20 protein-coding genes are annotated in these 19,645 nt (G+C 41.1%); 16 read left to right on the top strand and 4 right to left on the bottom strand.

Annotation, left to right across the window (positions count from 1 at the left end; translation table 11 throughout):
• From FOC45_RS09445 to metF, 7 genes are all read left to right on the top strand, one after another.
• Positions 1–321 carry a DUF3467 domain-containing protein gene (locus tag FOC45_RS09445; protein ID WP_009389666.1) on the top strand — a complete coding sequence of 107 codons (321 nt, stop codon included), beginning with the start codon at positions 1–3 and terminating at the stop codon, positions 319–321.
• A gap of 227 nt (positions 322–548) precedes the next feature.
• Complete coding sequence (locus tag FOC45_RS09440) at positions 549–1,310, top strand: alpha/beta fold hydrolase (protein ID WP_009389662.1); 762 nt, start codon at positions 549–551, stop codon at positions 1,308–1,310.
• Between the two features lie 13 nt (positions 1,311–1,323).
• Positions 1,324–1,926, top strand: a complete 603-nt coding sequence (yihA, locus tag FOC45_RS09435) for a ribosome biogenesis GTP-binding protein YihA/YsxC (RefSeq protein WP_009389660.1) — start codon at positions 1,324–1,326, stop codon at positions 1,924–1,926.
• Positions 1,927–1,949: 23 nt separating this feature from the next.
• A complete protein-coding gene (locus FOC45_RS09430) occupies positions 1,950–2,921 on the top strand; it encodes an alpha/beta fold hydrolase (RefSeq protein ID WP_009389658.1) in 972 nt (323 codons plus the stop codon).
• Between the two features lie 38 nt (positions 2,922–2,959).
• Positions 2,960–5,371 (top strand): bifunctional aspartate kinase/homoserine dehydrogenase I, encoded by a 2,412-nt coding sequence (gene thrA, locus FOC45_RS09425; protein WP_009389656.1) that lies wholly within the window; start codon positions 2,960–2,962, stop codon positions 5,369–5,371.
• A 14-nt stretch (positions 5,372–5,385) separates the two neighbouring features.
• The gene (locus FOC45_RS09420; RefSeq protein ID WP_009389654.1) at positions 5,386–5,991 is read left to right on the top strand and encodes a GrpB family protein; all 606 of its coding nucleotides are present in this window, start codon (positions 5,386–5,388) and stop codon (positions 5,989–5,991) included.
• Entirely contained in the window at positions 5,960–6,913 is a 954-nt protein-coding gene (gene metF, locus FOC45_RS09415) for a methylenetetrahydrofolate reductase [NAD(P)H] (protein ID WP_009389652.1), read from the top strand. The genes FOC45_RS09420 and metF overlap by 32 nt, the downstream gene beginning before the upstream one ends.
• 172 nt (positions 6,914–7,085) lie before the next feature.
• On the opposite strand, the gene FOC45_RS09410 is transcribed toward metF, so the two are convergent.
• Entirely contained in the window at positions 7,086–8,366 is a 1,281-nt protein-coding gene (locus FOC45_RS09410; RefSeq protein ID WP_009389650.1) for an MFS transporter, read from the bottom strand.
• Positions 8,367–8,482: 116 nt separating this feature from the next.
• Here FOC45_RS09410 and FOC45_RS09405 point away from each other — a divergent pair, with 116 nt between their 5' ends.
• The 7 genes from FOC45_RS09405 (at position 8,483) to FOC45_RS09375 (ending at position 13,994) form a co-directional block, all read left to right on the top strand.
• Entirely contained in the window at positions 8,483–9,568 is a 1,086-nt protein-coding gene (locus FOC45_RS09405) for a beta-ketoacyl synthase N-terminal-like domain-containing protein (RefSeq protein WP_009389648.1), read from the top strand.
• 139 nt (positions 9,569–9,707) lie between these two features.
• Positions 9,708–10,214 carry a hypothetical protein gene (locus tag FOC45_RS09400; protein WP_034540339.1) on the top strand — a complete coding sequence of 169 codons (507 nt, stop codon included), beginning with the start codon at positions 9,708–9,710 and terminating at the stop codon, positions 10,212–10,214.
• A 337-nt stretch (positions 10,215–10,551) separates the two neighbouring features.
• Entirely contained in the window at positions 10,552–10,788 is a 237-nt protein-coding gene (locus FOC45_RS09395; protein ID WP_095914858.1) for an acyl carrier protein, read from the top strand.
• 102 nt (positions 10,789–10,890) lie between these two features.
• Positions 10,891–12,138, top strand: a complete 1,248-nt coding sequence (fabF, locus tag FOC45_RS09390) for a beta-ketoacyl-ACP synthase II (RefSeq protein WP_009389641.1) — start codon at positions 10,891–10,893, stop codon at positions 12,136–12,138.
• 5 nt (positions 12,139–12,143) lie between these two features.
• A complete protein-coding gene (gene rnc / locus FOC45_RS09385) occupies positions 12,144–12,902 on the top strand; it encodes a ribonuclease III (protein WP_034539681.1) in 759 nt (252 codons plus the stop codon).
• The gene (locus FOC45_RS09380) at positions 12,899–13,390 is read left to right on the top strand and encodes a metallophosphoesterase family protein (protein ID WP_009389637.1); all 492 of its coding nucleotides are present in this window, start codon (positions 12,899–12,901) and stop codon (positions 13,388–13,390) included. The genes rnc and FOC45_RS09380 overlap by 4 nt, the downstream gene beginning before the upstream one ends.
• 100 nt (positions 13,391–13,490) lie before the next feature.
• Complete coding sequence (locus FOC45_RS09375; protein ID WP_009389635.1) at positions 13,491–13,994, top strand: lipocalin family protein; 504 nt, start codon at positions 13,491–13,493, stop codon at positions 13,992–13,994.
• Between the two features lie 86 nt (positions 13,995–14,080).
• Here the strand turns inward: FOC45_RS09375 and miaB are convergent, their stop codons facing one another.
• Entirely contained in the window at positions 14,081–15,529 is a 1,449-nt protein-coding gene (gene miaB / locus FOC45_RS09370; protein ID WP_009390557.1) for a tRNA (N6-isopentenyl adenosine(37)-C2)-methylthiotransferase MiaB, read from the bottom strand.
• Positions 15,530–15,603: 74 nt separating this feature from the next.
• Entirely contained in the window at positions 15,604–16,260 is a 657-nt protein-coding gene (locus FOC45_RS09365) for a DUF2461 domain-containing protein (protein ID WP_034539683.1), read from the bottom strand.
• Positions 16,261–16,649: 389 nt separating this feature from the next.
• Between FOC45_RS09365 and FOC45_RS09360 the strand changes: the two genes are divergently transcribed.
• Together FOC45_RS09360 and FOC45_RS09355 are read left to right on the top strand one after the other, a co-directional pair.
• Complete coding sequence (locus tag FOC45_RS09360) at positions 16,650–17,519, top strand: hypothetical protein (protein ID WP_009390554.1); 870 nt, start codon at positions 16,650–16,652, stop codon at positions 17,517–17,519.
• Positions 17,520–18,032: 513 nt separating this feature from the next.
• A complete protein-coding gene (locus FOC45_RS09355) occupies positions 18,033–18,542 on the top strand; it encodes a DUF4112 domain-containing protein (protein WP_009390552.1) in 510 nt (169 codons plus the stop codon).
• A gap of 8 nt (positions 18,543–18,550) precedes the next feature.
• Here FOC45_RS09355 and dinB read toward each other — a convergent pair whose 3' ends face one another.
• On the bottom strand, positions 18,551–19,639 hold the full coding sequence (dinB, locus tag FOC45_RS09350) for a DNA polymerase IV (protein ID WP_084063415.1): 1,089 nt from the start codon (positions 19,637–19,639) through the stop codon (positions 18,551–18,553).
• Positions 19,640–19,645: the final 6 nt, after the last annotated feature.

Raw genomic sequence — 19,645 nt, 5'->3', positions numbered from 1 at the left:
ATGAGCGAATTAGAAGAGATAAAAGAAGGCAACGGACAACTAAGCATAGAGTTGGACGAGCAGATAGCGCAAGGGGTGTATGCTAACTTGGCTATCATCAATCACTCGGCTACTGAGTTTATAGTAGATTTTGTAAGCGTAATGCCAGGGATGCCTAAGGGCAAGGTGCGCAGTAGAGTGATACTCACTCCAGAGCACGCTAAGCGTCTGTTAGGGGCTTTGGCAGAAAACATACGCCACTACGAAGATGCTCACGGTATGATAGCAGAAAAAAGCGATACACACACTATTCCGCTTTTTGGTATCACCGGAGAGGCGTAATACCAAAGACAAAATACAAAACAAAGAATGCAAAATTGATAAAAAACTTTGCCAAAGTTTCACGACTTTGGCAAAGTTTTTTTATGTATTTATTTTTTAGAAGACTTGATAATCACTTGTTTTTCACTTGAACAATAAACAGATAAAAAATATTTTTCTCTTTTGTTGTGTACAATTAGAAATAAAATATTATCTTTGTGCTTCAAAAATCTTTTTGATAAATACCAATGACAACAGAAGTAAAAAAAGAAGGTAAATTTTCATATATCGAACAAGGAGAAGGAACCCCTATCATCGTATTACACGGACTGATGGGGGGGCTGAGTAATTTTGAAGACGTAATTTCTTTTTTTTCGGATAGATATAAGGTGGTAGTGCCCGAGCTACCTCTTTTCACAATGCCTTTGCTCACTACTTCGGTAAAAACATTAGCTAAATACATTCAAAAGTTCATAAAACACAAGAAATTTGAAAAAGTTATCTTGTTAGGAAACTCTTTAGGCGGACACGTAGGCTTACTTTATACTAAGCTGTACCCTAAAAATGTGTTAGGTTTAGTGCTTACAGGTAGTTCAGGGCTGTATGAAAGTGCTATGAGCGATGGGTATCCCCGCCGTGGTGACTATGATTTTATCAGAAAAAAATGCGAAGAGGTGTTCTATGACCCTGCTGTGGCTACTAAAGAGATAGTAGATGAGGTATTTGCTAATATTTCAGATCGCTCTAAACTCATCAAAACATTAGCATTAGCTAAGAGTGCAATTCGCCATAATATGGCAAAAGATTTGCCTAAGATGACCACTCCTACTTGCCTTATCTGGGGCAAAAATGATATAGTAACCCCTCCTAAAGTAGCAGAAGAATTTAAGGAGCTATTACCTAATGCCGAGCTTCATTGGATAGACAAGTGTGGGCATGCCCCTATGATGGAGCGACCACAAGAGTTTAACCAAATATTAGACCAGTGGCTTAAAACAATTAATAATTGATAATTAGCAATAGATGATAAAAAAAGCTGAATTTGTAATGAGCAACTCACAGGTGGCCAAGTGTCCTAAGGACAGGCTGCCTGAGTATGCTTTTATAGGGCGCTCTAATGTTGGGAAATCGTCTCTTATCAATATGCTTACCAATTGTAAGAATTTAGCTAAGACTTCAGGGCGTCCTGGTAAAACACAGCTTATCAATCATTTCAAAATAGATGACCGCTGGTTTCTAGTTGATTTGCCAGGCTATGGTTATGCACGGGTGTCAAAAACCACTAAACAAGTATTTCAGCGTTTTATTACTGATTATTTTGAGCAACGCGAGCAGTTGGTGAGTGCTTTTGTGTTAGTAGACATACGCCACGAGCCTCAAAAAATAGATGTAGAGTTTATGCAGTGGCTAGGCGAACGGGCTATACCATTTGCTATTATCTTTACCAAAGCTGATAAGCTGAAACCACAAGCGATAGAGCGCAATGTAGCAGCCTATAAAGAAGCGCTACTCGAGTGGTGGGAGGAATTTCCTCCTTATTTTGTAACTTCAGCACAGAATAAAACAGGAAAAGAGGAGCTAACACAATATATAGAGCAAACAAATCAAACAATTATTAACGGTTAATGGTAGATATTAAAAAGTAAGCTATGTTAGATATTTTGCATTATGACTTGCTTGATTTCGTTACTTCGTATGGAGTGCGTATTCCTTCACTTAGGGTTACTTATCAACTGTTTGGCAAGCCTTTAGGCACAGCTCCGGTAGTGGTGGTGAACCACGCTTTTACGGGCAATTCGCAAGTGGCGGGCGAAAACGGTTGGTGGGCAGAAGCTATAGGTACTGCCAAAGTGATTGATACTGATATATATACCGTAGTAGCATTTAACATTCCCGGTAATGGCTTTCACGCACGCGAGGAAGATATGATAACTAACTACCAGCATTGGGCAGCGGTAGATGTGGCGCGCTTATTCAATATAGCCCTCAGAGAGCATTTGGGGCTAAACTCTGTTTTTGCGTTAGTAGGCTGTTCGTTAGGAGGCGGTATTGCTTGGGAGATGACAGCTCTTGCCCCTGACTATTTTCAGCAATTAGTAATAGTAGCCGCTGACTGGAAGGCAACCGATTGGATTATAGGCAACTGCCTCTTGCAAGAGCAGATACTCAAAAACTCTACACACCCCTTGCACGATGCACGTCTGCACGCTATGCTGTGTTATCGTACTCCCCAATCACTGAAAATGAAGTTCGAACGCACTACCCATCTGCCTACTCAGTTATACAATGTAGAGAGCTGGTTGCTGCATCACGGTGAAAAGTTAAATAAACGTTTTTCGCTTTCCGCCTATAAGCTGATGAATCAATTAGTAAAAACAATAGATATTTCTAAAGACCGTGGTAGTTTTGCTGAAGCGGTAGCCCCTATTACGGCACATATTACTATCGTAAGTACTGATTCAGACTTGTATTTTGTGCCTCAAGAAAACCGCGATACTGTAGCCGAGCTGCGCGAAATGGGCAAACCTGTAGATTACTACGAAATACACTCTATACACGGGCACGATGCTTTCCTAATAGAACACAAACAATTAGAACAGTTTTTGAAGAAAATCTTTTAATCTAACGGCAAATCTCAAACTAAGTAAAAGATAAAAATATGAAAATATTAAAATTTGGTGGTAAATCACTTGCCAATGATGGTATTGAAAAGGTGATTGACATTATCATTACTTCACATAAAGAACCTCTATCGGTAGTAGTATCAGCGAGAGGTAATACTACTGATCAATTAGAGGCACTGCTTGAAAAAGCAAGTAAAGGAGAGGATTACACTGCCGATTTTCAACACTTGAAAAACGAGCAGCAGTATGATCCTCGAGTGTCGTTTGAACCCGAATTTCAGCTACTCGAAAAACTCCTTGAAGGAGTATCTCTATTAAAAGATTATAGTCCCAAGACTAAAGATTTGGTATTGGCACAAGGCGAACTAATGTCAGCTAAACTCGTAGCAGCACTACTCAAACGCAAGGGCTTAGAAAGCACCTTTGTTGATAGTCGTGAAATCTTCAAAACCGATGCTGTAGTAGGCAATGCACAAATCATCAATTCAGTATCCGAAAAACTCACCCGTGACCACTTTGCTACTATTCCTCCCAATCACGTAGCAGTAGTTACAGGCTTTATCGCTTCTACCGAAAAAGGCGATACCACCACCTTGGGGCGCAATGGTAGTAACTATTCAGCAGCCCTTTTGGCTAACTATCTCAATGCCTCTGAACTGCAAAACTACACTCACGTTGATGGTATTTTTACTGCCAATCCAGAATTAGTACCCGAAGCCAAAATCATACGTCATCTTTCTTATGAAGAAGCTAATGAGTTGGCTAACTTTGGGGCTTCTATACTTCACGCTAAAACCATTATTCCTCTTATCGAAAAGGGTATTCCATTGCGCATCAAGAACACTTTTAATAGTGATGATGCAGGTACACTCATTCACAAAGAGAGCGAGCAAGAGGGTATCAAATCGATTTCAGTTATTAAAGATAATGCCCTTATAGTAATGGAAGGTCGCGGACTGCTTGGCAAGGTGGGGGTTGATGCCCGCATTTTTAGGGCTTTGGCACAGAAAGGCATTAGTGTGAGTATTATCTCTCAAGGTTCTTCAGAGCGCGGAGTAGGTTTGGTAGTAGCTTCTAAAGATGCTAAACTTGCTAAAGCCGCTATAGACGAAGAGTTTTCGCACGATTTCTATACCAATGATGTGAGCAGTGTGAGCATTGTAGATGATGTAGCAGTCATCTCAATTGTAGGGCAACCTCTCTCTACTTTCCATCACCCTTATAATGCACTGATACGCAACCAGATAGTGCCTTTACTTATCAATAATGCCGTAACAGGTAAAAACGTTAGTTTGGTGCTTAAGACCGAAAAACTTCACAAGGCGCTAAATGTTATCCACGGCGAAATCTTTGGGGTGTCGCGCCGTATCAACTTAGTGATTTTCGGCAAAGGTACAGTAGGCGGTACGCTTATCAACCAAGTGATAGCTGCCCACGATAATATCTTGCAGCGCAAGAATATTAGCTTGCGTATTGTAGCCATAGCTAATTCTCAGAAAATACTCACTGCTGCCAAAGGGATTGGCAAAGGCTGGGAAGAGGCTTTTGAGCGCGAAGCTGTACCTTATAACTTTGATACTTTACAGGCTTTTGTAGATAAAAATCACTTAGAAAACCTTATTGCAGTAGATGTAACCGCCAGCAAGACTTTTGTAGATAACTACATTCCTCTGATTAAGAGTGGTTACGACCTTGTTTCAGCTAATAAAATAGCCAATACTATCTCGTTCAGCTTCTACCAAGAGCTACGTAAAACCCTTAAGCAATACCAAAAAACGTATCTTTATGAAACCAATGTAGGAGCAGGATTGCCGTTGATAGATACCATTCGCTTACTACACCATTCAGGCGAGAACATTACCCGTATCAAGGGGATATTCTCAGGTACGCTCAGCTACTTGTTCAATACTTTTTCAGCAGAAGATAAGCCGTTTAGCGAAGTGCTCCAACACGCTATTAACAGTGGTTATACCGAGCCTGACCCTCGTGAAGACCTTTGCGGTAATGATGTAGGGCGCAAGCTACTTATCTTAGCCCGCGAGCTCGACTTAGGCAATGAATTCACTGATGTAAAGATACAAAACCTTATCCCAGAGCATTTGAGAGAAGGCTCTGTCGAAGACTTTTTGCAACGCTTAGACGAGTTTAATTCCCCTTATCAACAAATAAAAGAAGCTCAAGAGCCTGACCACGTACTGCGCTATGTAGGCGACCTTCACGGCGATTTAGCTTCTACTGATACAGTGCAGTTAGACGTATCGTTAGTTTCTGTTCCTCGCAATAGTGCTCTTGGTCAGGTAAAAGGAGCTGATTCAATCTTTGAGATTTATACAGAATCTTATGGCGATAACCCTATTGTCATACAAGGGGCAGGAGCAGGAGCCTCAGTAACAGCACGAGGTGTGTTTGGCGACATTTTAAGATTAGCAGAAAAGAGTAGAGTGTAATACACAAGTAGCTAATGGTAGAAAAAGAAGAAAATCCTTTGTTAAAAATGTCATTGCAGGACTTGTGGCAACTATTTCCTATCAATCTTACACAGCACAATCCTTTATGGAAAGAATGGTATGAGGAAGAGCGTAGTTTTCTTTTAAAACAATTACCTTCTGATGAAGTGGTACGGCTAAACCATATAGGTAGTACAGCTGTTGAACAAATACAAGCAAAACCTATTGTAGATATGCTTTTAGAAGTGAAAAAAGAGGCTTCATTTCAGAAGCTAAAAGAACTCATACTACAATCGGGATATCTGTGTATGAACGAAACAAACAATAGGATTTCTTTTAATAAAGGCTATACTATTAATGGGTTTGCAGAACGTGTATATCACCTGCACTTGCGTTATGAAGGTGATAATGATGAGCTTTATTTTCGCGATGAACTGCAAGCGCACCCATCAATTGCTAAAGATTATGAAACGCTCAAATTATCTCTTTGGAAGCCTTTCGAGCACGATCGAGATGCCTATACCGCTCACAAAACAGACTTTGTGAAACAATATACACTGATAGCAAAAGAAGAATTTAAAGGAAAATATGAAAATAACAGACCATATAAAGAATGCTAAAGGGAAGACGCTCTTCTCTTTTGAAGTAGTACCCCCTAAAAAAGGGAATAACATTGAGGAACTATACCGAAATATAGACCCCTTAATGGAGTTTAATCCTCCGTTTATTGATGTTACTACCTCGCGCGAGGAGTATTATTATATCGAGCACCCTAACGGACTATTAGAAAAAAAAGTAACTCGTATGCGCCCAGGTACAGTAGGTATCTGTGCGGCTATTCAGCATAAATACAAGGTAGATACCGTGCCCCACGTGCTTTGTGGCGGTTTTTCAAAAGAAGAGACGGAATACCTATTGGTAGATTGTCTCTACTTAGGTATTGATAACGTGATGGCATTGCGCGGCGACGCGATGAAAGAGCAACGCTATTTTCAGCCTACTGAGGGCGGTCATACCTATGCTACCGAACTCGTTACCCAAATCAGCAATCTGAATAAGGGTATTTATCTCAATGGCATTGCAGCTGACCATAAAGCTAACTTCTGTATAGGAGTAGCAGGCTATCCCGAGAAGCATATCGAGGCGCCTTCACTTACCTCAGATTTGGCTCGCCTCAAAGAAAAGATAGAGGCGGGGGCTGATTATGTAGTAACGCAGATGTTTTTCGATAATCAAAAATACTTTGAGTTTGTAGACAAAGCGCGCGAAGCTGGTATAAATGTGCCTATCATACCTGGTATCAAGCCAATTGCGGTTAAAAAGCATCTTAACTTGCTTTCGCAAGCCTTCAAGATAGATTTCCCACAGGAACTTGTCGAGGCAGTCGAAGCCTGCAAGCACAATGCCGATGTCAAACAGATAGGGATAGAGTGGGCTATACAGCAGAGCAAAGAGCTTAAAGCGGCAGGCGTACCTGTGCTCCATTACTATTCAATGGGTAAATCAGACAATATCGTAAAGGTAATTTCAGAGGTGTTTTAATTTCCCAATATGTCAAAGAACGGAATAAGTTTCGAAACTTTTAGGGGGCAAAATTCCGACTTTTTACTGAAGTACGCAAATAGTTGTCGCACCGTGTTACAACATTGTTAAAAAATATAGGGGGCGAATCGCGATTCGCCCCCCTATTTGTTTGTATTGTTTGTGCTATTTTTTATTTGTCTGTATGCTTTACATTATCTTTGTAAGTGAAAGGTACGCTCCAAGTGATAGCAAGAGCAGGAAGGGTGCAGAGCATCACTATAGCGAAGAAAAGTTCGTATCCTAATACTTTGCTGAGGTAGCCGCTGAGCATTCCAGGTATCATCACCCCTAAGTTCATCAGGCTGTTAGCAAAAGCGTAGTGCGCCATTTGGTATTTCCCGGGGGCTATCTGTTGCATCATAAAGAGCGTAAGTCCCACAAAACCAAAACCGTAACCGAAGTATTCGCCTACGATACCACAACCGATAACTATCAAACTGGTAGGCTGAAAATAAGCGAAAAGAAGATATACTACAAACGGAATGTTGAAAGCGCAAGCTAAGGTAAAAAGAGCTTTGCGAAGCCCTACAACCGACACAAAATAGCCAGCTACTATAGACCCTATGATGAAAGCTGCCGTACCCGCTGTGCCGTATACCAATCCGTATTGCTCGTTAGAAAGCCCTAAGCCGCCTACCTCTATGCTGTCTTTTAAGAACAGAGGCGCGATTTTCATCGCCAGTCCTTCAGCAAAGCGATATAAGAAAATGAAAAACAAATAGTAAAATATATATTTCTTTTGAAAGAAAGCTACGAAAATGCCCCATAGCTCTTTGCTTTTTTGACTGAAATCGCCGTCAGAAGTGTTTTTTTCGTCTTTCGGAAGCGCATACAGATGATACAAACCTACCAAACCTAAAATAATAGCACAGATGCTGATAATTAGCTGCCAAGAGGCTACGATGCTCATACCTTTTTCGTTCACTAACCAGCCAGCCAAGAAGATAAGCCCGCCGTTAGCCAATACTTTTGCAAGGTTATAGAAAGCCCCTTGCCAACCCGAATAAACACTTTGGGTAGAAGCATCTAATTGCTGCATATACATACCATCGCCTGCGATGTCGTGGGTAGAGCCGCTAAAAGCGATAACCCCCATTAGCGCCAAGCAAGTTACGAAGAAGTTAGGCAGAGGCAGCGAAAAAACGATAAGCCCAAACACAGCTGCCGAAAGCAATTCAGTGATGACGATGTACTGTTTTTTAGTACCGTAGATTTCCATAAGTACACTGATGATAGGTTTGAGCGACCAAGGGAGGATAAGCAGCGAAGTCCAGAAAGCAATCTGGTCGTTAGCGACCCCTAAGTCCTTGAAAATGATAGGAGAAACCAATGAAAGCATCACAAAAGGGAGCCCCATAGCAAAGTAAGTGGTAGGAACCCACGAGATAGGATTTTTCTTTTCTTTGTTCATAATGGTGGTGTTTTTTATTTAGAAAATAAATATTTATTAGCGAAAATTTCGCCAAAAATACAAAAAATATTTTTATTATTGCTTAATTACCGTCGAAATTTAAAAATTATTTACCAATGAAAATAGCCATTACAGGAGCAGCTACTCTTGCTGCCGACCAAATAACAAATTGCGATGACGTACCTATGGGGCGACTTTCAGAAGAAAAACGTTCCCTTATAGCAACTTTGCGTCAGAGCAATCCCGCTTACGAATATTTAGACCCCACCGTGCTGTATGCTCTTTTTACCGCTAAGGAAGCGGTATGCCAAGCAGGCTGGAGCGGACAGCGTTTTGGGGTGAATATAGGTTCTTCGCGCGGAGCTACCGAGCTGTTCGAGTCGCATTATGCACATTTCCTGAGCGAGGGCTATTGCAAAACCTTAGCATCGCCCACCACTACCTTGGGCAATGTAAGCACGTGGGTAGCGCAATACTTTGCGACACAAGGCTTTGCTCTGTCGCACTCCATCACCTGCTCTACCGCCTTGCACGGCATCGCCAATGCCGTAGCGTGGCTACAGAGCGGTATGGAAGAGCGTTTTTTGGTAGGAGGCACTGAGGCTCCTCTTACGCCTTTTACCATTGCGCAGGTCAAAGCTCTTAAAATCTATAGTTCTCTGCCGTTGCCTTACCCTTGTAGGTCTATGGATATGACCAAAAAACAGAATACAATGGTCTTGGGCGAGGGGGCAGGCTGCTTTTGTTTAGAGAAAGGCGAACGCCCTAACGCTTTGGCGTATATTATAGGAATAGGCTTTGCTACCGAGCAGCTTACCCATAGTGTTTCGCTCTCTCCTGACGGACAATGTCTGCAAGAGTCGATGCGCAGCGCCTTAGAGAATGCAGGTAATCCTAAGATAGATGTGGTTATCACCCACTGCACGGGTACTATCAAGGGCGATAGGGCAGAGCTCAATGCCATAGAGGCAGTCTTTGGGGCGCAAAAACCACTGCTGACTAATAATAAATGGCAACACGGACATACTTACGGCGCAAGTGGAGCGCTCAATCTCGGTATGGCAATCGAGATGCTACAGCGCAACACTTTTCAGCCTATACCTTATCTTGATGAGGCAAATGAAGTGCCCGAAAAACTCCAAACAGTGATGATAAATGCTGTAGGTTTTGGAGGGAATAGTATTTCGGTAATTCTTCAGTAATCCTTCGCTCATCCTTCGGTGATCCTATAGTGTAAGTGTATTCAAAGTAAAGGGGGATATCAAAGAAAAAAAATGGTGAAAGGGAATGTTTTCTTTGAAAAAAAATATTACCTTTGCTTCTATAATTAAAACTGACCCAATGAAAACTATAAAAGAACGTTTGGAGCGCTATCATTTGATTAGCTTTGTGAAAGATGAAACTATAGAAAAAGGTGTTTTTGAAATCTTTACTTCAGGGAAACAGAATAAAAAGGAGTTTAAGAAAAATGTTGTAGCACTTAGATTTTTAACTAATAAAGGCTATCGGTATAGAATGCTTCCCGTTATAAATGATGGAGAGACTAATCCGGATGCTTTTAATCTGTATTTTCAATATTTTACAGATATAAAGGTGACAGAAAGTAATAATGGAAAAAATATAATTCAGAGTGCTTTGAAAGAAGCAAGCCGACAGTTTGTTAGTGAAGTGATAATTCAATTTACCAGACAACTAAGGTCTAATAGAGAAGCTTATGACATTTTGCGAGCTACTTTTGCACAAGGGAGAGCAAGGCATATTGAGCGAGTTATTTTTATAATGCCTAATATGAAAGTTTTAGCAGTAGAGACAAAACGTTTTAAAATAACAAAGAGGCAAATTGAATAATCATCAACTTGCCTCTCGGGGGGGTGAAACCGATAGCAACACGAAGTTGCGTGTAACACCATTTACGCTGCAAAGGTACAGTTATTTTTTTAATTATCAAAAAAAAGTTTGTTTTGTAGGGTTTTATCTGTTAAAGTAAATTCATAATTTTCGATTGATTTCACCCTTTAAAAGACAAAAAGAAGCTATACTATTGCAGTTAATAACCCCCTGATAATAAACGACTTTGGTATTTTAACATCAAAAAAAAGCACAATATTTGTTCGAAAACGATTGCTATTCAAAAAAAATGCTTACTTTTGCACTCAGTAATTATAGTTATAAAAAAAGAAAAATTATGTCAGACATTGCATCAAGAGTTAAAGCCATTATCGTTGATAAGTTAGGCGTAGACGAAAATGAAGTGAACGCAGAAGCGAGCTTCACTAACGACTTAGGAGCAGATTCATTAGACACTGTAGAGTTGATTATGGAGTTTGAAAAAGAATTTGATATTCAAATCCCAGATGACCAAGCTGAAAATATCCAAACAGTAGGTCAAGCAATCAAATACATTGAAGATGCTAAACAATAATGGGCTAATGGGCACTAAGCTATTAACCACCTATATAGGTAGGTTAGTGGCTTAGTGCCTAATGCTTTTTTTAGAACCTAAATACTAAAAAGATAACACTATATGGAGAGAAGACGCGTAGTAGTAACAGGCATAGGTGCCTTGACCCCCATTGGTAATACCTCACAAGATTTTTGGAACGGACTCGTAGAAGGAAAAAGTGGCGCTGCCCCTATTACCCATTTCGATGCCTCTAAGTTTAAAACCCAGTTCGCCTGCGAACTAAAAGGGTTTAATATCGAGAACTTTATGGATAGAAAAGAAGCTCGCAAGCTCGATAAGTTTGCGCAGTACGCTTCTGTCGTGTCTGATGAAGCTATCAAAGATGCTCATTTAGACGTTGATAAGCTCGATAAAGACCGCGTGGGTGTGATATGGGGTTCAGGAATTGGGGGGTTAGAAACTTTCCAAAATGAGGTAACCAGCTTCAATCAGGGCGATGGTACGCCTCGCTTCAATCCTTTTTTTATACCTAAAATGATAGCCGACATAGCATCGGGTATGATTTCTATCAAATATGGCTTCAGAGGGCCTAACTTCACTACTGTGTCGGCTTGTGCTTCTGCTGCCAATGCTATGATTGATGCGCTTAACTATATTCGTTTTGGTTATGCCGATGTAATAGTATCGGGCGGCTCTGAAGCAGCTGTTACTATCGCGGGTATAGGGGGCTTCAATGCTTTGCACGCTCTTTCTACTTTCAACGAAAACCCAGCTAAGGCATCGCGTCCGTTTGATGCTAACCGCGATGGTTTCGTATTGGGCGAAGGAGCAGGGGCTATTGTCCTTGAAGAGTACAACCACGCCGTAGCACGTGGCGCTACTATCTATTGCGAATTGGCTGGTGGCGGACTTTCAGCAGACGCTCACCATATGACGGCACCTCACCCTGAAGGGCTTGGCGCTAAATTGGTGATGAATAACTGCCTTAAAGACGCTGGCGTAGCGATAAACGAAGTAGATGCTATCAATATGCACGGTACTTCTACCCCGCTGGGCGATATAGCCGAGTCGAAAGCAGTAATCGATGTGTTCGGAGAGCACGCTTACAATATTAATATCAACTCAACCAAGTCGATGACAGGACACTTACTTGGTGCCGCAGGAGCTATAGAGGCAGTGGCTTCGATATTGGCTATTAAGCACGGTATCGTACCACCTACTATTAACTTTGAAACTCCTGATGAGAAGATAGACCAACGCCTAAACTTCACTTTCAACCAAGCACAAAAACGCGATGTAAAAGTAGCAATGAGTAATACTTTCGGTTTCGGAGGTCATAACGCTTGCTTACTATTCAAAAAGTTATAATACAAGTGTTCAGCTTAAAGAAAATATTGTCATTTTCCCGTTTTACTTCTAAGAAGAAAGACGGGATTTTTTACAATAAAATGAAAGATCTTTTGGGCTATGCGCCTAAAAATCTGTCATTTTATAGCGAGGCTTTTACGCATCCATCCTACCAATACCAAAAGGCTACCCGCAAGAGCTACGAGCGACTTGAGTTTCTCGGCGATGCGATTTTGGGGGCAGTAATAGCCGATTATATTTTTACTAATGCGCCTGAGCAAGACGAGGGCTACCTGACCAAAATGCGCTCTAAAATAGTAGAAAGGCGTAACCTAAACCAGCTGGGCGAAGAGCTACAGCTGCTTAGTTTTCTGCGTACGAAGCTCACCCCCAAGCAGTTGGGCAATAACATTACGGGCAATCTTTTTGAGGCGCTTATAGGGGCTATTTACTTGGATAAAGGCTATAAAACTTGCTTCAAATTTATAGAACGCAAGCTCATTTTGCCTTATATCAATATCAAAAACCTCGAAGAAAAGGTTATTAGCCATAAAAGTTTGCTGATAGAATGGTGTCAGAAGCACAAACGCGACTTTTCATTTGAGGCAGAAGAAGATGTAGAAGATCGTTCAGAGACGAAATACTTCGTAGCCAAAGTGTATGTAGAGGGGTTTTCGGTGACGCGCGCACGGGCTACCTCTAAGAAGAGAGCCGAAGAGAGTGCTGCTAAGCGTACTTGCTATAAGATACAGGGCAAACAGCACTACAAATTAGATGTGAAATGAAAATCTTACTCCTCTCCGACACGCATTCGTATATAGACGAGCGCATACTTCACTATGCCTCAGAGGCTGATGAGGTCTGGCATTGCGGTGATTTTGGCAATGTGGCTGTCATACAAGCCCTTGAGGCGGTAAAGCCTTTGCGCGGGGTTTATGGCAATATAGATGGCACTGAGGTACGCGGCTACTTCCCAGAGGTAAATCGTTTTGAGTGCGAGGGAGTAGAGGTGCTGATGATACACATAGGGGGCTACCCTAACCGATATACTCCTTTAGCTAAACGCGAAATACAAAAACACCCGCCCCGACTCTTCATTTCGGGGCATTCGCATATCCTAAAAGTACAATACGACCCACAATACCAGCTGCTGCACCTCAATCCGGGGGCGGCAGGCATCTATGGCTGGCAAAAAGTCCGTACTATGCTCCGTTTTGAGCTTGAAGCTGGCGAAATAAAGAATTTAGAGATTATTGAATTAGCAGAGAGGTAGAGGTAAATCGGTATAAAATAATTTGTGTATTTTTCTTGGAATATTTTGCTAATAAAAAAAAGTTTTTTTATCTTTGTAGCAAATTTTAAACTTTATTCCTATGAAAAAAATATTACTAATTGCACTTTCTGTGATAGCTTTCGCAGCGTGCACTAAAAAAGACAATAATAACGATGCTAAGTACACACGAGCACAGTTAGAAGGACAATGGAACTATGTGGAATCAAGAATGTCTGATGGGAAACTCTTCTCTCAGATAGTTCCTTCAGAGGCTTTTAATTGCATAAAGAAAATGAATTATATATTTAAAGGTGATCGTTGGATACTAAATGAATACAATTATAAGAATGACGAAAAAACTTGTAAATATAACTCAGCATCTTTTTTGTACGTGATTAAAGGAAGTACTATTTGTTTTGTGATTAATGACAAAGCATTAAGAGCTCTTGATGTTATTAATTTAAACGAAAGCGAATTGGTCTTTAAATATAATGATGAGTTTAAAAGAATAATGCGATTACAAATGCAAGAACAAAACTCTCTTGACTTATCTGGTTATACGATTGATGATATTTTGAATGTAACAATCACTTACCGAAGATAATATTATAATACACTAAAAAAGGCGGCTCAACGCTTGCGTTGAGCCGCCTTTTTTAGTATTGGCAAATTGACTAATTGCCAAATCGACTAATTGAAATACTCGCTGTAGCCTACAGCTTTTCCGATGAGGGTAGTAGAAGTGCAATCAGTGATTTTTACCATTACGAAATCGCCGATTTTGTAGTCTTCCTTGGGGAATACAACCACAGTATTCTGACTGTTGCGCCCCATCCATTCTTGGTCTGACTTCTTAGAATTACCCTCTATGAGTACCTCTACGGTATTGCCTACCTGTGCTTGGGTGCGATAGAGGCTGTGTGCCTGCTGTAGGTCGATGATTTCGGTTAAACGACGTTTCTTCACTTCCTCAGGTACATCATCTACTATCTTGCGCGCCGCTAAAGTACCAGGTCGCTCGGAGTAGGCAAACATAAACCCAAAATCGTATTTTACATACTCCATTAGCGAAAGAGTATCGCGGTGGTCTTCTTCTGTTTCAGTAGGGAAACCGGTAATCATATCTTGAGAGATAGCACAATCCGGTATGCGCTGGCGTATGCCGTCTATTAGCGCGAAATACTCTTCGCGGGTATGCATACGGTTCATCGCCTTGAGTATGCGATTGCTGCCGCTCTGTACAGGCAGGTGTATGTATTTGCAGATGTTGTGATGCTTCGCCATAGTGTCAATAACCTCAAAAGTCATATCTTGAGGGTTAGAGGTAGAGAAGCGAATGCGCATCTTGGGATAAGCGGTGGCTACCATATCGAGTAGCTTGGCAAAGTTGATGGCTGTAGCCTGCTGCATTTCGGTAGCCTTGCTAAAATCTTTTTTCAGTCCGCCGCCATACCACAAGTAGCTATCTACGTTTTGCCCCAGTAGGGTAACTTCTTTAAAACCACGCGCTTGTAGGTCGCCTATTTCATTGATGATAGAGAAAGGGTCACGACTGCGCTCACGTCCGCGAGTGAAAGGCACGATGCAGAAAGTACACATATTATCGCAACCGCGTGTGATAGATACAAAGGCAGTAACCCCATTGCTGTTGAGGCGTATAGGAGCAATGTCGGCATAGGTTTCGTCTTTAGAGAGGATAACATTTACCGCCTCGCGACCGCCTTCTACTTCCTCCAAAAGGTTAGGCAGGTCTTTATAAGCATCGGGTCCTACGACCATATCTACTATTTTTTCTTCTTCGAGGAAAGCGTGTTTTACCCTTTCGGCCATACAACCCAACACGCCCACTTTCATAGCCGGTTTTTTGCGTTTATACACATTGAACTGCTCTAAACGCTTGCGGATAGTCTGCTCGGCTTTATCGCGAACTGAGCAGGTGTTGATAAGTACTAAGTCGGCATCATCTACGCTATCGGTGGTGTTGTAGCCCACTTTCGAAAGGATAGAAGCCACTATTTCGCTGTCAGAAAAGTTCATCTGGCAGCCATAGCTTTCGATATATAATTTCTTGGTATTGGTGCTGTCGGCGGTAAGTACAAGGCTTTGTCCTTGCTTGCTTTCGTCTATTTCTTTTGCCATAAAAGGTTTAGTTACTAATTTTGAGGGTGCAAAGATACAAAACTATTGATAATTAGCAATTAACAAATGTTACTTTAGAAAAGGGGTTCTCCGTTGAGGTCGGTGGTCAGGGCACCGGTCATAAAATCGAAGAAGGGACGCATAGCCTTTAGGCTGCTGATGGCTTTGGCTGTGAAGTCGGGGGAGAGGACTTCCGCAGGGGTGAAATCGTGTTTGAGGAGGAACTGCTTTTTGCGTAGATAGTCGAGCATTGGGTCGTCTTTCTCGAAGCCTTTAGGGGCAGTTTTTACCTCATCGCCCCATAGTTTGCCGCCAAATTGGGCTACTACCTCTGGGTGTTGCATTATTTGGGCAAAAGTGTCGCCATCTAATGAAATCTCTTGGCGGATACGCAGCAAGTCTTCTTTGTTAGGATTGAAGAAGCCTCCGCCTACAAAACTCTCTTCGGGACTGATATGGATGTAATAACCACCGCGGTAATGAGGTTGTTTGCGTTGGAAATAGCAACCGAAGTGGGTTTTGTAGGGAGTTTTGTCTTTAGAGAAACGCAAATCGCGGTAGATGCGGTATATTTTCATAGGCGAAAGCGTGTCGTGTAGGGCTATTTCGTTATAAATAGTCTCGCATACGGTATTAACGGCTGCTTTAGCTGCCTCGTAGTCGTTTTTGTGAGCGTCAAACCATTCTTTGTGGTTATTTTTAGCGAGCTCAGTAAGGAAGTTGAAAACAATATTATTCATATAAAGGTTTTTTGTTTTTGCAAAAATAGTAATATTTTGGAAAGGAGAGATGTTTTTTAGTAAGATAATTTGGTATTTATTTTTTTTGTAGTTATTGCATTATTCGTAATGTTTTGGTGTTTTTGTTGCTGATTTGATAATGCTATTTTTTGAGTCTTTCTATATTGTTCCTATATTCTTTCTGTATCCATTCTGTATTGAAGATATAATTGCATTATTTTCAATGTTAATCCGAGATTTAATAATTTTAGCAAAGATGCTATAAAAAAAATGATTGAGAGTGTTTTAGTTATAGATTTTTTTTATAAATCTATAGTTTTATTTGCAAAAGAGAGCGTTTTTATTTATTTTTGTCCTCTGAATAACGTAACTTGTTAATTATGAAATATTATATTCTATTTTTCTTTGGTAGTTTTTTGTGGGCTACCTATGCACAAGAATTGCCCTTGTTAGACCGTCTTTCAGCAATCAAGAACGGCGATAGAGAATTTTATGCTATCGATGGTTATATCATTACCAATGAGGATTTGAAACTTCCTTTTGATGAAAAAGGCTTTAAGAAAGCCTACCGAAAATTGAAAATTAATGCGCAAGACGCGCAGCCTAACCCTCGCATACACACTGATAACTATTTGGTTAATAGAGATAAAGAGGAGTATGTAGAGTCTCTTTATTTTGTGAAAAGTCCAGCGAATACTATTTCCCTTGTTTGGTTTTCAAAACTGAGAGACAGAGAGGTTGAGGTAGAAGAATCCTTAGTAAACCTCATTGTTGAAAATAAAATCCCTCAGGAATTATTTGCCCCTACCGATGCCAGAAGTATTGATTTTGCAGGACGAAAAATCTCAATTTTAGACGACTGTTATTTCACGGGTATCAACATAGTGCAATGTCCGTACAACGGCGAAATGAATTGGGGAGTATATCGCACTTTGGAAGACGCTCAACAAGCTGTAGCCGACCAGTTTGCAGCCAACAAACAACGCAAAATGTTGAAACCTATAGAAGAGGAAGAAGTTGAGGTACTTTTTGAAGAGGTACCCACCAAAGCTAAGAGAGTAGTGTTTGACATCAAGGGAGTTGCGTCAGCTTTAGCAGGGATGTCGGGCGCTAAAACACTTACGGTGTACTATGTAGCCCAAGTGGTGCGCAATCGCCCTATTGCTTGTGTGATGAGCTTTTGGAATAATGATAATATCAAAAATACAGGTTTACCTCTGCTTTTAAGTCGTGTAATGCAATTGAAATAAAGGTTAATTTGCTTATTTAAGTTTCGCAAGTTGTTCTAAGCAGCTTCAGATAAGGGATTCAAATTAATCCATTTCATAAGTTGCTTATTTTCAGATATTATTTTTGTTATTAGTTCTTCAAAAGGTATCTCAAGAATCTCTGCTAAATCAAGAACTAATTCTTTGATAATAAGTAATATACGTTCATCTAAGGTAGGCGTATCTTTTCAATATTCCTCCAATAGTCTGATATTCAAGCTCTTTTTTGGCTAACGAGAGTAAGCTGTATTCTAACATCACAATTGATGTAGAGGCTGTCTGAGCATCAAAGTCTACAGATTGACACTTACCTAAACCTAAGTATTGTTTGGCTTCTTTAAAAAAGATTTCTGTTGTCCAACGTATAGCATATATCTCAAAGGCTCTGTATCATACTGCGACAAGTATTTGGTTATGTGGAAAAAGTGTTGGAACTTTGCGGCGTAGAAGTAACAGAAACGTAACAGAAAAATAACGGAAAAAGTAATAGATACTATGGATACATCTTTAAAAGAGGAACAAAGACTGCTGAAGAAAGCTCAGCGCAAGCTGCGTATGGAGCAGAGTAGAAGCTATAGGGCTATGAAAACGGCTACTAAGGTGATGGACGACTATTATTTAGACCCTATACTGGGTTTGGTACCGGTGGTGGGCGACGTTGTGCCGCAGCTGTTTAATGCTTCGTTTTTCTATATTTCGATTTTTAAGATTAGATCGTATGCCCTTACAATGACGCTCTTGCGCAATGTGTTTATAGATATTTTTGTAGGGCTGATTCCTTATGCGGGGATTGTGCTTGATATATTCTATAAATCTTACCGAGAAAATACGATTTTGATAGAGGGCTTTGTGAATGATGACCCGAATATCGTTAAAAAAGTGAAGCGAAGGGCGGTCTCTACTACTATATGGCTCGTGGTTTTAGGAATGGCTATTTATTATCTGATTGTGTTCTTATGGTCGGTGGTAACCCATCTTTATCAGTGGATAATGAGTTATGTGTGATAACCTCTCTAATCGGGGAATTGCAGTTTTAGCTGTATATATTGTGGGGTAGGAGGGACGGTCTTGTCGGGGTCGTTGTTGAGGTGCGACAATGAAATACCCAATAGACGCACGGAGTCGGATAGGCGGTCTTGGTATAGCAATTCGCTGATGTACAGCATTATTTCTTCCTTTGAGCTGATATAATCCTTTAGGGTTTTGCTGCGCGTTTGTATGCTAAAATCGCTGTACTTTATCTTTATAGTGAGGGTTTTGCCGGCTACCTTTTGCTGTGCTAAACGCATCGCTACCTCGCTGGCTATGCTATCTAACTCTTTTAGCATATAGATTTCGCTGGTGAGGTTTTCGGCAAAAGTCTGTTCTGCCCCTACTGACTTGCGTATTCTGAAAGGCTGTACCTCGCCGTTGTGAATGCCGCGCGCCAGCTGGTAGTAATGCTTGCCGCTATTGCCGAAATTTCTTTCGAGGAATGCCAATGACTTCTGGCGTAGGTCTTTGCCTGTGAAAACACCTAAAGCATACATCTTTTCGGCTGTTACCTTGCCAATGCCATAAAACTTCTTGACATTAAGCGCGTCTAAAAAATCTTGTATTTCGTCTTGGGTGACGGTTTTCTGTCCGTTGGGCTTATTGACATCGCTGGCTATTTTGGCAATAAACTTATTGATGGAGATACCTGCGGAAGCAGTGAGTCCTGTTTCAGCAAAAATGGCTTGCCTTATCTCTTGGGCGATGAGAGTAGCTGAGGGGTTGCCCACTTTGTTATGGGTGACGTCTAAATACGCCTCGTCTAACGAAAGGGGCTCTACTAAGTCGGTATAACGATGGAAGATACTGCGAATGTGTCTTGATATTTCTTTGTACCGCTCGAAGCGTGGGGGTACAAAGATGAGGTGGGGACAGCGTTTGCGCGCTAATACACCGCTCATAGCGCTATGCACCCCATACTGACGCGCCTCGTAGCTGGCCGTTGCGACCACTCCGCGCGCTTCGCCTCCGCCTACCGCAATGGCTTTGCCACGCAAATAGGGGAAGTCGAGTTGCTCTACTGAAGCGTAGAAGGCGTCCATATCGATATGTATGATTTTTCGCGTCAAAAAAAA

It is taken from the genome of Capnocytophaga sp. FDAARGOS_737, from assembly GCF_009730375.1.
In the GTDB taxonomy this organism is placed as follows: domain Bacteria; phylum Bacteroidota; class Bacteroidia; order Flavobacteriales; family Flavobacteriaceae; genus Capnocytophaga; species Capnocytophaga leadbetteri.
The sequence above is the reverse complement of the archived record's forward strand: the minus strand, read 5'-3'. Positions and strand labels throughout refer to the sequence as shown.